Genomic DNA, 12,232 nt, shown 5'->3' with positions numbered 1-12,232 from the left:
CGGGTGCGTGCGCGGGTTCGTGCGCGCACCCGCAGGTGCCCGCGCCCCACGTGTGCGCCAGTTTCCGGCATCCGCGCCATTGATCGATGTAGCGGATGCTGTTTTCTGCAGCGGACGTGTTGCCAGCGCAAGCCTCCCGACGAACCCGCGCATGCTAATTTGCTAGCATGCACTCGGTCGATGACATCCTTCGCGCCTCCGCGGCGTGGGTCTGGTTCCCGCGCGGCAGCGATCAGGAGAACACGCATCTGCAGCTCGTCCGCTACCCGGCGCGCTTCGGCGGGGGAGTGCGGGCCTCGCAGGTGGCATCCGAGCTCGATCCGGCGTCGGTCATCGACCACGCCTTCGCGGTCACCCGGGAGTGGGGCGAGTCCCGGCTGACGTTCTGGACGAACGCATCCGACCGGCCCGACCTCGAGGACGAACTGCGGCGCCGCGGCGCCGCGCACACCGACACCGTCGCGGTCCTCGCGCGGCCCGTGGCCGGAGTCCCGATCGACGTGCCGCACGACGTCGTGGTCGAGACGGTACGCACCCTCGAGCAGGTGCGGGCGATGGATGCCATCAACGTGCCGGTCTGGGAGCAGCAGCCGCTCGACGACGAGGGTCTGCAGGCCGAGCTCGCCGAGGTCACTGAGTCGCTGGCATCCGGCCAGGGCGCGCGAGTCCTCGCCCGTGTCGACGGCGTCGCGGTGAGCACCGGTGGATGCACGATCGTCGACGGATTCCTTCGCCTGTGGGGCGCCGCCACGCTGCCTGAGTTCCGGGGCCGCGGTGCCTACCGCGCCGTCCTCGCGGAGCGGATGCGCATCGGCGCCGAGTCCGGGGCGACGACGGCGCTCGTCAAGGGCCGCGTGACGACATCCGCGCCGATCCTCGCCCGTGCCGGGTTCACGCACTACGGGGATGAGCGCTGCTACGTCTTGGAACTCGGCTGACGCACCGCGTGTGCGACAGTTTCCGGCATCCGCGCCATCGATCGATGTCGCAGACGTCAGATGCTGCAGCCGACGCGGTGCGAACCCGAGTCAGACCGTGCCGTACAGCCGGTCGCCGGCGTCGCCGAGACCGGGCACGATGTAGCCCTTCTCGTTCAGTCCCTCGTCGAGCGCGCCGAGCACGAGCGTGACGTCGCGGTCACCGACGAGCTTCTCGATCGCGGCGAGACCCTCGGGAGTGCCGAGCAGGCAGATCGCGGTGACGTCCTTCGCGCCGCGGTCGAACAGGAACTGGATCGCCGCGCCCAGCGATCCGCCCGTCGCGAGCATCGGATCGATGGCGAAGCACTGCCGGTCGCTGAGGTCGTCGGGAAGCCGCTCGGCGTACGTGACGGGCTCGAACGTCTCCTCGTCGCGGACCATCCCGAGGAACCCGACCTCGGCGGTGGGCAGCAGCTTGACCATGCCCTCGAGCATGCCGAGGCCGGCGCGCAGGATCGGCACCACGATCGGGCGCGGCTCGGAGATCTTCACGCCCGTCGTCTTCGTCACGGGGGTCTGGATCTCGATCGGCGAGACCTTGACGTTGCGGGTCGCCTCGTAGGCGAGCAGCGTCACCAGCTCCTCGGTGAGCTGGCGGAACACCGGCGACGGGGTGTTCTGGTCACGCAGCACGGTGAGCTTGTGGGTGATGAGGGGGTGGTCGGCCACGTGAACGCGCATGCGTACAGGCTACTTCGCCGAGGTCGATGCGCGCGCGGCGGCTAGGCTCGACCGTCGGGAGGACACGTGACCGCAGCAGACCCGATCGCCGCCGCGATGACGCGTGCCCTCGCGCTCGCCGCTGACGCCGGCGCCGCCGGCGACGTGCCCGTGGGCGCGGTCGTGCTCGATCCGTCGGGTCGCATGACGGGGGAGGGGCGCAACCTGCGAGAGCAGACCCACGACCCCACAGCCCACGCGGAGGTCGTCGCCCTGCGCGCCGCCGCCGAGGCGCACGGGTCGTGGAATCTGGAGGGACACACGCTGGTCGTCACCCTCGAGCCGTGCGTGATGTGCGCGGGCGCGATCCTGCAGGCCCGCGTCGGCCGGGTGGTGTTCGGCGCGTGGGACGACAAGGCGGGAGCGGCCGGGTCGATGTACGACGTGCTGCGCGATCGCCGGCTTCCCTACCGCGCCGAGGTGGTCGGCGGGGTGGAAGCGGATGCCGCCACGGCACTGCTCCGGGAGTTCTTCGAACAGCGCCGCTGAGCTCCGAGCCCGCCGTTGCCGCAGCCCGAAGACGGCGCTCAGTCCGACGACTTCAGCACGAACGTGTCGGTCGGCGGCTCGGGGTCCAGCGACGGCCGGTACACGTCCGGCTCGAGATAGATGAGGCGCGCCGCGGGAACGACATCCCGGATCCGGCGCTCGATCTCGTCGATGTCGTCCGCCGCCTGCCGCACCGTCTTGTCGGCGGCGAGGGCGATCTTCGCCGCGACGAGCAGCTCGTCCGGGCCGAGGTAGAGGGTCTTGATGTGGATGAGCTTGACCACATCCGGACCGCCGGCGATGGCGTCGACGATGCGGTCGTAGTCCGCACGGCTGGCGCCCTCGCCCACGAGCAGGCTCTTGGTCTCGATGCCCAGCACGATGGCGATGGCGATGAGCAGCAGACCGATCATCAGCGTGCCCAGCGCGTCGAAGACCGGGTCGCCCGTGATCACGCTCAGACCCACGCCGAGCAGCGCGAAGGTCAGACCGGTGAGCGCCCCGGTGTCCTCCAGCAGCACCACCGGCAGCTCCGGCGCCTTCGCGCGCCGGATGAACGAGATCCACGACTGGCCCTGCTCACGGACCCTGTTGCTCTCCTTGATCGCGGTGCGCAGCGACAGCGACTCCAGCACGATCGCCACGACGAGCACGGCGATCGGCAGCCACCACCAGCGCTCGTCGAGCTCGTGCGGGTCGACGAGCTTCTCGACGCCCTCGTACACGGCGAACAGGCCGCCGAGGGAGAACAGGATGATCGACACCACGAACGCCGACACGTACCGCTCGCGGCCGTACCCGAACGGGTGCTCACGGTCGGCGGTGCGCTGCGCCTTGCGTCCGCCGAGCATCAGCAGCAGCTGGTTGCCGGAGTCGGCGACGGAGTGGATGGCCTCGGCCAGCATCGACGCCGATCCGGAAAGCGCCCAGGCGAGGAACTTCGCCAGCGCGATGCCCAGATTCGCCAGGAATGCCGCGATGATCGCCTTGCCGCCGCCCGATGCGCTCATGCCACGAGTCTACGTCGCACCCTTCACGCGGACCGTAGGATGACGCCATGGCCGACTCTCTTCCCTCCCTCGCGTTCCTCGGCGCCGGCTCGATGGGCGGCGCCATCCTGCACGGTGTCCTCGCCTCCGGTGTGCCGGTCGACGGCGGCATCGTCGCCACCAACCGCACCGTGCAGAAGGCGCAGGCGCTCGCCGCCGACGGCGTGACCAGCATCGCGCTGGAGGACCGCCCGGACGGGAACCGCGAGGCGGTGGCATCCGCTCGCATCGTGCTGGTCGGCGTGAAGCCGGCGATGGTGCCCGACCTGCTCCGCGAGATCGCGCCGGCACTGCGTGAGGATGCCATCGTCGTGAGCGTCGCCGCCGGGGTCACCCTGGCCACGTTCGCCGACGCGCTCGGCGACGACGTCCGCACGATCCGCTCGATGCCGAACACCCCGGCGACCGTCGGAAAGGCGGTCACCGGTCTGGCTGCGGGCCCGGCCGCGACGCCGGATGATGTCGCGCTCGTGCGCCGCCTGTTCGAGACGGTCGGCGCCGTGATCGAGGTGCCCGAATCGCAGATCGACGCCCTGTCGACCGTGTCGGGCTCCGGCCCCGCCTACGTCTTCCTGCTCATCGAGGAGCTCACCGCGGCGGCGGTCGGCATGGGGTTCTCGCAGGCCGACGCCCGGCTGATGGCCGAGCAGACCTTCATCGGCGCGGCGGCGCTGCTGGACTCGTCAGGGGAGGACCCGGCCGAGCTGCGCCGTCGGGTGACCAGCCCGAAGGGCACGACCGAGCGGGCGATCGCGGTGTTGCAGGATGCCGGACTCGCAGACACCTTCGCGCGGGCGACCGCCGCGGCGCTGGCGCGGGCCAAGGAGTTGGCCGCCGGAGCGTGAGCGCGGTCCGCAGATCTGCGAAGCTGAGAGGCCGACCGGCCCGCGCGGTCAGCGGTCGAGGCCGGCGAAGCGCTCGATGTCGCTGTTGGTGCCCGACACGATGATCAGGTCGTGGTTGGTCACGACCGTCTTCGCCTCCGCATAGCGGAACGGCTTGCCGGGGCTCTTCACACCCACGACCGTGACGTTGTACTTGGTCCGCACGCCGGACTCGTTCAGGCCGACGCCGCGGATGAACTTCGGCGGGTACATCTTCGCGAGCACGAAGTCGTCGTCGAAGCGGATGAAGTCCAGCATCCGCCCGCTGACCAGGTGCGCGACGCGCTCCCCGGCCTCGCGCTCGGGGTAGATCACGTGGTTGGCGCCGACGCGGGCGAGGATCTTGCCGTGCGACTGCGACACCGCCTTCGCCCAGATCTGCGGCACCTTGAGGTCGACGAGGTTGGCGGTGATCAGCACAGAGGCCTCGATGAGCGAGCCCACCGCGACGACGGCGACCTGGAAGTCCTGGGCACCGATCTGACGCAGCGCGTCGATGTTGCGCGCGTCGGCCTGCACGGTGTGGGTGACGCGGTCCGACCACTTCTGCACCAGGCCGAGGTCCTCGTCGATCGCGAGCACCTCGCGGTCGAGGCGGTCCAGTTCACCGGCGCAGGCCGCGCCGAAGCGTCCGAGTCCGATGACCAGCACCGGGGCGTCGCCCCGCACCATCTCAACCAACGATCGGCCTTTCCACGGGCAGCGAATACAGCTGCGATCGGGATGTCGCGGCGACCGCCGCGGCGAGTGTCACTGTACCAACGCGCCCCATGAAGATGGTCGTGGCCAGCACGTAGGTGGCGGAGTCCGGAAGTTCGCCGGTGAGGCCCGAGCTGAGGCCCACCGTGGCGAACGCGGAGATCACGTCGAACAGCACGTCGATGATGTCGGCCTTCGTGATCTGGGCGATCACGATCGTGGACACCGCCACGATCGTGGCGCCCCAGGCGACGACCGACAGCGCCACGCGCTGCACGTCGCTGGGGATGCGGCGGCCGAACGCCTCGACCGACTGACGACCCTTCGCCTCCGACCACACTGCGAGGGCGAGCACCGCGAGGGTGGTCACCTTGATGCCGCCCGCGGTCGACGCCGAGCCGCCGCCGACGAACATGAGCATGCAGACCGCCAGCATCGACGACCCGTTCAGGTCGGCCATGTCGATGACGTTGAACCCGCCCGAGCGCGTCATCGAGGACAGGAAGAACGCCTGGAACGTGGTGTCCACGGCGTCCATCGACCCGAAGGTGCGCATGTTGTCGTACTCGAGCACCAGGATCACGGCCGCGCCGGCGATGAACAGCAGCACGGTCGTGATCAGGGTGAGCTTGGTGTGCAGCGACCAGCGCTTCACGTGCCAGGTGTGCCGGGCGAGGGTGTAGATCACCGGGAACCCGATGCTGCCGAGGAACACGCTGATCATCAGCACGGTGAGCACGAAGTAGTCGTCGGCGAAGATCGTCACGCCGCCGGCGTTCGGGGTGAAGCCGGTGTTCGTGAAGGACATGGCCGCGTAGTAGGGCGCCTCCCACAGGGCGACGAACGGATCGATGCCGGCCATCACCAGACCGGGGTAGAGCAGTAGCGCGACCGCCGCCTCGATGATGAGGGTCGACAGCGCCACCGTCGTGAGCAGCTGACCCACCTCGCCGAGCCGCACGGTCTGGCTCTCGTTGACCGGCCCGCCGTGCGCGCGCAACGGGTTGGTGTCGCCGGCGGCGAGCAGCTTCGCCCGCAGGCCGAGGCGCTTGGAGATCACCATGCCCATCAGCGACGCGAGCGTCAGCACACCCATGGCGCCGATGTTCACGCCGAGGAAGATCACGACGTTCCCGAACGCCGACCAGTGCGTCGCCATGTCGACCGTCGTCAGGCCGGTCACGCAGATGGTCGACATCGCGGTGAACAGCGCATCACTGAGCGGGGTGATGGTGCGGTCCGCCGACGAGATCGGCAGCGACAGGATGCCGGTGAACAGCAGGATCAGGGCGGCGAACACCGCGATCGCGAACCGCGACGGAGACGACGTCACGAGGCGCTTGAAGAAGGCGCCCGCCCGCGCGAAGCCGCGGCGCCGCGCCAGTGCCGTCACGTTGCCGGACATCGCACCCCTCAGATCCCGCGCCGACCGCGCCCGTTGAAACCCGTGCGTTTCGCCGGGCCCCCGTCATGGTACTCCGTGCGTGCGACGACTACTCTGACTCTCATGACCGACATCTTCGACGTGATCGCCGACGGCACCAGGCGGGACATCCTGCAGCTGCTGCTGAACCGGTCGACACAGAGCGATGCCGGCACCAGCGTCACCGAGATCGTCGCCGAGCTCGGAATCAGCCAGCCCACCGTGTCGAAGCACCTCAAGGTGCTGCGGGATGCCGAACTGGTCACCGTTCGCGAGGACGGCCAGCGCCGCTACTACAGCCTGTCGGTAGCACCCCTGGAAGCGGTGGACGACTGGCTGGTGCCCTTCCTGATGGACGCGTACGGCGACGACGCCCCCGACATCGACTACCCGGCCGTGCCGTTGCCCGATGGCGCTGCGCACGCCGCCGAGGTGGTCGGGCGCGCCGCGGCATCCGCGAAGCACGTCGTCACGACGGCACTGAAGCGACTCGGCACCTGACCCAGGGTCAGGCGGAGCGGATGCCGGACGCGCGGCGCCGCCGTCGCTCCGCCGCGTCCCGCACGGCCCACAGCCCCAGCGCCGCGATGACCAGCGCGCACGCCGCCACCGTGACCGCCGTCCAGCCTCCGGCATCCCACAGCGGACCCGCGACGGCGGACCCGGCCGACCCGGCGCCGAAGTTGGTGACCACGAACGCGGTGTTCAGGCGGCTGCGAGCGGCGGGGTCGATCGACAGCATCCCGATCTGCAGCAGCACCATCGCCGCCTGGACACCGACCGAGAACAGCGCCACAGAGACGATCACGGCGATCAGCGAGCCGCTGCCGAATCCCGCGACGAGCAGTGCCGCGAGCGTCAGGGCGAGGCCGAGACCTGTCGCGGGCGACGCCCAGCCCCGGTCGAACAGCCGGCCCGCGTGCTGCGCGGCGACCGCGCCGGCGATGCCGGCAAGGCTGATCAACCCGATGTCGCGCGTGCCGAGCCCGAACGGCTCGGCGGACAGCAGGAAGGTGAGCGCGGTCCAGTACAGGGTGAACACGCACATGACCACGGCGCCCAGCCCGAGCATGATCCGCGCGGACGTGTGCCGCCACATGGTCGGGTACACCGACCGCAGCAGCGGTCCGTAGGCCACCCGCTCGCGGCGCGCAAGCGTCGGGATCAGCCACGCCATGAGCGCCGCCATCACCAGCATCACGACGGCGGCGAACACGTACACCGCTCGCCAGTCCAGCGCGTCGGCGATCGCGCCGCCGAGGGTGCGCGCGACGAGGATGCCGAGCACGATGCCCGATGCGACGGTGCCGACCGCGCGCCCGCGTCGCCGATCGTCCGCGATGTCGCCGATCAGCGGGGTGAGCAGCTGCCCCGATACGGTCGTGACGCCCGTCAGGCCGAGGCAGAGCAGCAGCACGCCGAAGGCCGGGGACAGCGCCGCACCGAGCAGGCACACCGCCGACAGCGTCATCATCAGCGGCACCATCCGTCGCCGGTTCACCGTGTCGCCGAGCGGGACCAGGAAGAACACCCCGGCGGCGTAGCCCAGCTGCGACACGGTGACGAGCAGGCCGCTCTCGCTCGGCCCGACTCCCAGGTCGTCGCCGATCGCCGAGAGCAAGGGCTGCGCCCAGTAGAGGTTGCCGACCGCGGCGCCGCCGGCGACCGCGAACAGGAACGCGAGGAGGCCGAGGTGCCGCTCACCGGCGGAGGGGGTCGCATGCGTCACAGGAACAAGCATCCACCCGCCCCGCCGGTGGCGGCATCGGCGGTCAGCGGCGACCGGCCTTACGGCGGAAGGTCCACGCTCCCCACGTCACGGCCACGACGAGGATCCCCGCGCACCACGCCAGCGCGGTCCACGGCTCGGAATCGAACGGCGTCCCCATCAGCAGGCCGCGGAGGGTTTCGACCACCGGCGTGATCGGCTGGTGTCGGGCGACCGGCTGCAGCCAGTCCGGCATGCTCGCCACCGGGACGAACGCGCTGGACAGGTAGGGGAGGAACAGCAGGATGAATCCGTAGCCGCTCGCCGCCTCCGGTGAGCCGGATGCCAGACCGATGGCGGCGAAGAGGTACGTGATCGCGAGGATGTACAGCGCGATGACGGCGGTCGTCGCCACCCACTCCAGCACGGTGGCATCGGGACGGAACCCGACCAGCACGCCGACGCCGACCACGATCGCCGTCGCGATCAGGTTGCGCAGCAGGCTCGCCACGACGTGACCGGTGAGCACCGCGCTCGCCCGTAAGGGCATCGTGCGGAACCGGTCGATGATGCCGTTGCGCATGTCGCTCGCAACGTAGGCCGCGGTGGAGGATGCGCCGAAGCCGGCGCAGGTGAGGATGATTCCCGGCACGACGTAGTCGACGTAGCCGCCGGACGGATCGATCGCGCCGCCGAACACCCACGTGAACATCAGCATGAGCATCACCGGGAGCAGGACCGCCATCAGCAGCGATTCTCCGTCGCGGAGCGAATGACGAAGGCTCCTGCCGATGAGCACGACCTCGGCCGTGGCGCCGCGCAGGCGGGGCCGGAGCGCCGGCGGCGGGACGAGGGGAACGGATGCCGCCGGTGCGGCGTGTACGAGGGTCATGCGATCTCCTTGGCGGGGTCGAGGGCGGCCGCGCCTGTCGTCACGGCACCCGGTTCGGTGAAGGCGAGGAAGACGTCGTCGAGGGAAGGACGGCGGATGCTGACGACGCCCCGCGCGTCCTGCTCGTCGAGCTGATCGAGGGCGCGGCGCACGCCGGCGACCGAGCCGTCGGTCGGAATGCTGCGCAGCAGCTCGCCGTGTTCGTCATGGAGATCGACGCTGTCGCCTCGGACGCGCGCCTTCAGCTCAGCCGCCGTGCCGAGCGCGGCGATCCGGCCGTCGTGCAGCACCGCGACGCGGTCGGCGAGCTGATCGGCCTCCTCCAGGTACTGGGTGGTGAGGAACACCGTGGTGCCGGCGCCGGCCAGGGAACGGATGATCTCCCACAGTTCGCGCCTGCTGCGGGTGTCCAGGCCCGTCGTCGGCTCGTCGAGGAACAGCACCTCCGGTGTGACGACGAAGCTCAGGGCGAGATCGAGACGGCGCCGCATGCCTCCCGAGAAGGTGCGCACGCGCCGGGTGGCGGCATCGGCGAGGCCGAAGTGCGTGATGAGCTCGGTCGAGCGGCGGCGGGCGGCGTCGCGGTCCATGCCCGCCAGTCGGGCGAACATCATGAGGTTCTCGGTCGCCGACAGCCCGTCGTCCACGGCCGCCGCCTGCCCGGTGAGGCTGATCCGTCGTTTCACGTCGGCCGGCTGCGTGAGCACATCGAAGCCGCCGACGCGGGCGGAGCCGGCGTCGGGCCGAACGAGCGTGGTCAGGATGTTGATCGTGGTCGTCTTGCCCGCACCGTTGGGCCCGAGCAGGGCGAAGATCTCGCCGGGCGCGACGGTCAGGTCGAGACGGTCGATGACGGTGTGCGAGCCGAATGCCTTGCGCAGCCCGCTGATCGCGATGGCCGGTGCGGTCATGGGTCCTCCTCTGTGTAGGGATTAAACTGTGTATGTCAGTAACAACCGTGTATGACCGTAACACACTGTTTAGGAAATAAACAGAAGTAGGATGAGGGCATGACCGACGAGGAACCGCCCGAGCTTCCACGCGGCATCGCGCTCGCCTGGGGAGTGGCGGCGACGCCGCAGCGCGGGCCCAAGCGCGAGATGAGTGTGGAGCGGATCGTCGATGCGGCGGTCGAGCTCGCAGACGCCGAGGGGCTGGGAGCGGTGTCGATGGCCGCCGTAGCCGCACGGCTCGGCTTCACGCCGATGTCGCTCTATCGGTACGTCAGCGCCAAGGACGACCTGTTGCTGCTGATGCAGGAGCAGGCGATCGGCCTCCCGCCCGAGGAGCACCGGGAGCACGACGGATGGCGCGCCCGGCTGCGAGCCCTGTTCGAGGCGCAGGTGCACCTGTACCTGAGGCACCCGTGGATGCTGTCGCTGCCGATCAGTGGCGCTCCGGCCACCCCGAACAGTTCGGCCTGGTTGGATGCCGGTCTGCAGGCGCTGCACGACACTCCGCTGGCGGAGGCCGAGCGGCTCGCGATCGCCCTCGCATTGATGGGCCATGCGCGGTGGTACGGGACGGTGATGGCCGGCTACTCCGAACAAGCGCGGAGCAGGGGGCTGTCCGCCGACGAGGTCTCGGCCGCTGAAGCGGCGCTGTTCGACCGGGTCATCAGCGCCGACGAGTACCCCGCCCTGCGCCGTGCGATCGAGGCGGGCGTCTTCACCGCGCCCGACGACCCGTTCCGCTTCGCCGCCGAACGGATCCTGGACGGCGTGGAACTGTACATCGCGGGTCTCGAACGCGGTGAGCCGCATGCCGCGGCGACCGACTGGGCGGACGTCGAGAGCTCCGAGGTCGCCGCCGACCGAAAGGTGCGCGAGACGCGCAAGACGCTCCGCGAAGCGGAGAAGGCGTTGCGTGCGGCACGCAAGCTCGAGAGGCAGGCGGTGCGGGAGGCGGTGGAGAGAGCGGGGCGTACCGGCCCTCGATGAGGTCGGACCGAGCCACAACGGCAACATGTGTTTACACCCGTCGCACCTACCCCATAGAGTGTGCATCAGCAGAAAGGGGTACGGGGGATGCCCGATGTCCAAGATGTCCGATTCTTGACGGTGGCCGAGGTCGCCGAACTCATGCGCGTGTCCAAGATGACCGTGTATCGGCTGGTGCACTCTGGGGAGCTGCCGGCCATCCGCTTCGGACGCAGCTACCGCGTGCCCGAGTCGGCTGTCGCTGAGGCGATGCAGCGGCCGATCGCGGACGTCGGCTGATCCGTCGTTCCGGAGCCGGTCCGACCATTTGCTAGACTCATCCGAGGCATTTTTCCGTGCCCGTACCCGGGTGTCCGATCGTGTGGCATCCAGCCCCTGACTTAGTGAGGTTTCCGTGGGTTCAGTCATCAAGAAGCGCCGCAAGCGCATGGCGAAGAAGAAGCACCGCAAGCTGCTTCGCAAGACTCGCCACCAGCGCCGCAACAAGAAGTAAGCGGCACGACACCGAGCGCCTCCCGACCGCGGTCGACGGGGGCGCTTCGTGTCTGCGCTTCAGGAGGAACCCATGAAGACGATCACCGTCGACCAGCTCGCCGCCCGCACCGGCGTGCCGCTCATCGATGTCCGCGAGCGGCACGAGTTCGCCGCCGGGCACGTGCCGGGTGCGGTCAACCTGCCCATGTCCGAGCTGGGGGACCGGCTCGAGGAGCTGCCCGGCGAGGCGTTCGACGTCATCTGCGAGCTCGGCGGCAGGTCTGCGCGCGTGGTGCAGGCGCTCGAGGCCCGCGGCTACGACGCCACCAACGTCGAGGGCGGCACCGCCGAGTGGGTCGCGCAGGGACGCCCGGTCGAGCAGCCGTGACCGCGATCACGCTGATCGGCAAGCCCGACTGCCACCTCTGCGAGGTCGCGAGCGAGGTCGTCGACGCCGTGGTCGCCGAACTGCCGGATGCCGCCGCCGAGCGGATCGAGATCGTCGAGCGCTCCATCGCCGACGACCCCGAACTGTACGCGCTGTGGTGGGAGAAGATCCCCGTGGTGCTGATCGACGGCGCGCTGCACGCGCACTGGCGCGTCTCTCCGGAGCGCCTGCGCGACGCGCTGCAGGAGGCGCTCGTGCACGACCAGGAGGAGGACGCATGATCCGGCACGTGGTGATGTGGAAGATGGCAGCCGAGGATGCCGGGGTGCGCGCCGCGCACGCCGCCGAGGTCGCCCGGCTCCTGAACGCGCTCGACGGCGTCGTGCCGGAACTGCGCGCGGTGTCGGCGGGTCCGAACGTCGCCTTCCCGGAGACGAACTTCGACGTCGTGCTGGTGGCCGACGTCGACTCGCTCGAGGCGCTGGCCGCCTATCAGGTGCACCCCGCGCACGAGGAGGCCGCGGTGTACATCCGGTCGGTGGCGGCATCCCGAGCCGCGGTCGACTTCGAGATCTGATACGTGTTC

17 protein-coding genes are annotated in these 12,232 nt (G+C 69.9%); 10 read left to right on the top strand and 7 right to left on the bottom strand.

Translation table 11 applies throughout. The features are described 5' to 3' along the window. The first annotated feature begins 167 nt into the window (after positions 1 to 167). On the top strand, positions 168 to 938 hold the full coding sequence (locus tag RIF65_RS02225) for a GNAT family N-acetyltransferase (RefSeq protein WP_309065863.1): 771 nt from the start codon (positions 168 to 170) through the stop codon (positions 936 to 938). Positions 939 to 1,028: 90 nt separating this feature from the next. Here the strand turns inward: RIF65_RS02225 and upp are convergent, their stop codons facing one another. Beyond that, positions 1,029 to 1,661, bottom strand: coding sequence for a uracil phosphoribosyltransferase (gene upp / locus RIF65_RS02220; RefSeq protein ID WP_309065862.1), 633 nt, complete (start codon positions 1,659 to 1,661; stop codon positions 1,029 to 1,031). A gap of 96 nt (positions 1,662 to 1,757) precedes the next feature. Between upp and RIF65_RS02215 the strand changes: the two genes are divergently transcribed. Beyond that, entirely contained in the window at positions 1,758 to 2,189 is a 432-nt protein-coding gene (locus RIF65_RS02215; protein ID WP_309065956.1) for a nucleoside deaminase, read from the top strand. A 38-nt stretch (positions 2,190 to 2,227) separates the two neighbouring features. Here the strand turns inward: RIF65_RS02215 and RIF65_RS02210 are convergent, their stop codons facing one another. Next, entirely contained in the window at positions 2,228 to 3,199 is a 972-nt protein-coding gene (locus RIF65_RS02210) for a cation diffusion facilitator family transporter (RefSeq protein ID WP_309065861.1), read from the bottom strand. A gap of 47 nt (positions 3,200 to 3,246) precedes the next feature. On the opposite strand from RIF65_RS02210, the gene proC reads away from it, so the two are divergent. Next, the gene (proC, locus tag RIF65_RS02205) at positions 3,247 to 4,083 is read left to right on the top strand and encodes a pyrroline-5-carboxylate reductase (protein WP_309065860.1); all 837 of its coding nucleotides are present in this window, start codon (positions 3,247 to 3,249) and stop codon (positions 4,081 to 4,083) included. 48 nt (positions 4,084 to 4,131) lie between these two features. Here the strand turns inward: proC and RIF65_RS02200 are convergent, their stop codons facing one another. Both RIF65_RS02200 and RIF65_RS02195 read right to left on the bottom strand, forming a co-directional pair. Next, the gene (locus RIF65_RS02200) at positions 4,132 to 4,794 is read right to left on the bottom strand and encodes a potassium channel family protein (protein WP_375142117.1); all 663 of its coding nucleotides are present in this window, start codon (positions 4,792 to 4,794) and stop codon (positions 4,132 to 4,134) included. A 1-nt stretch (position 4,795) separates the two neighbouring features. Next, positions 4,796 to 6,226, bottom strand: a complete 1,431-nt coding sequence (locus RIF65_RS02195) for a TrkH family potassium uptake protein (RefSeq protein WP_309065858.1) — start codon at positions 6,224 to 6,226, stop codon at positions 4,796 to 4,798. Positions 6,227 to 6,328: 102 nt separating this feature from the next. On the opposite strand from RIF65_RS02195, the gene RIF65_RS02190 reads away from it, so the two are divergent. Beyond that, positions 6,329 to 6,745 carry an ArsR/SmtB family transcription factor gene (locus RIF65_RS02190; protein ID WP_309065857.1) on the top strand — a complete coding sequence of 139 codons (417 nt, stop codon included), beginning with the start codon at positions 6,329 to 6,331 and terminating at the stop codon, positions 6,743 to 6,745. Between the two features lie 7 nt (positions 6,746 to 6,752). On the opposite strand, the gene RIF65_RS02185 is transcribed toward RIF65_RS02190, so the two are convergent. The 3 genes from RIF65_RS02185 to RIF65_RS02175 are packed head-to-tail and all read right to left on the bottom strand — an operon-like array spanning position 6,753 to position 9,755. Then, entirely contained in the window at positions 6,753 to 7,973 is a 1,221-nt protein-coding gene (locus RIF65_RS02185) for an MFS transporter (RefSeq protein ID WP_309065856.1), read from the bottom strand. Positions 7,974 to 8,016: 43 nt separating this feature from the next. Then, the gene (locus tag RIF65_RS02180) at positions 8,017 to 8,844 is read right to left on the bottom strand and encodes an ABC transporter permease (RefSeq protein ID WP_309065855.1); all 828 of its coding nucleotides are present in this window, start codon (positions 8,842 to 8,844) and stop codon (positions 8,017 to 8,019) included. Then, on the bottom strand, positions 8,841 to 9,755 hold the full coding sequence (locus tag RIF65_RS02175; RefSeq protein ID WP_309065854.1) for an ATP-binding cassette domain-containing protein: 915 nt from the start codon (positions 9,753 to 9,755) through the stop codon (positions 8,841 to 8,843). The genes RIF65_RS02180 and RIF65_RS02175 overlap by 4 nt, the downstream gene beginning before the upstream one ends. Positions 9,756 to 9,854: 99 nt before the next feature. Here RIF65_RS02175 and RIF65_RS02170 point away from each other — a divergent pair, with 99 nt between their 5' ends. The 6 genes from RIF65_RS02170 to RIF65_RS02145 all read left to right on the top strand — a co-directional run bounded on the left by RIF65_RS02170 (position 9,855) and on the right by RIF65_RS02145 (position 12,223). Further along, the gene (locus RIF65_RS02170; protein WP_309065853.1) at positions 9,855 to 10,784 is read left to right on the top strand and encodes a TetR/AcrR family transcriptional regulator; all 930 of its coding nucleotides are present in this window, start codon (positions 9,855 to 9,857) and stop codon (positions 10,782 to 10,784) included. A gap of 87 nt (positions 10,785 to 10,871) precedes the next feature. After that, positions 10,872 to 11,063, top strand: coding sequence for a helix-turn-helix domain-containing protein (locus RIF65_RS02165; protein ID WP_309065852.1), 192 nt, complete (start codon positions 10,872 to 10,874; stop codon positions 11,061 to 11,063). A 115-nt stretch (positions 11,064 to 11,178) separates the two neighbouring features. Then, a complete protein-coding gene (locus RIF65_RS02160; RefSeq protein WP_003792170.1) occupies positions 11,179 to 11,277 on the top strand; it encodes a 30S ribosomal protein bS22 in 99 nt (32 codons plus the stop codon). Between the two features lie 72 nt (positions 11,278 to 11,349). Beyond that, positions 11,350 to 11,646, top strand: coding sequence for a rhodanese-like domain-containing protein (locus RIF65_RS02155; RefSeq protein ID WP_309065851.1), 297 nt, complete (start codon positions 11,350 to 11,352; stop codon positions 11,644 to 11,646). Beyond that, complete coding sequence (locus RIF65_RS02150; protein WP_309065850.1) at positions 11,643 to 11,927, top strand: glutaredoxin family protein; 285 nt, start codon at positions 11,643 to 11,645, stop codon at positions 11,925 to 11,927. Before RIF65_RS02155 ends, RIF65_RS02150 begins: the two co-directional genes overlap by 4 nt. After that, positions 11,924 to 12,223, top strand: a complete 300-nt coding sequence (locus RIF65_RS02145; protein WP_309065849.1) for a Dabb family protein — start codon at positions 11,924 to 11,926, stop codon at positions 12,221 to 12,223. The genes RIF65_RS02150 and RIF65_RS02145 overlap by 4 nt, the downstream gene beginning before the upstream one ends. Positions 12,224 to 12,232 lie beyond the last annotated feature (9 nt).

This window comes from Microbacterium sp. (genome assembly GCF_031180975.1).
Classification (GTDB): domain Bacteria; phylum Actinomycetota; class Actinomycetes; order Actinomycetales; family Microbacteriaceae; genus Microbacterium.
Note: the sequence above shows the minus strand (reverse complement) of the source record. Positions and strands in the feature narration are given on the sequence as shown.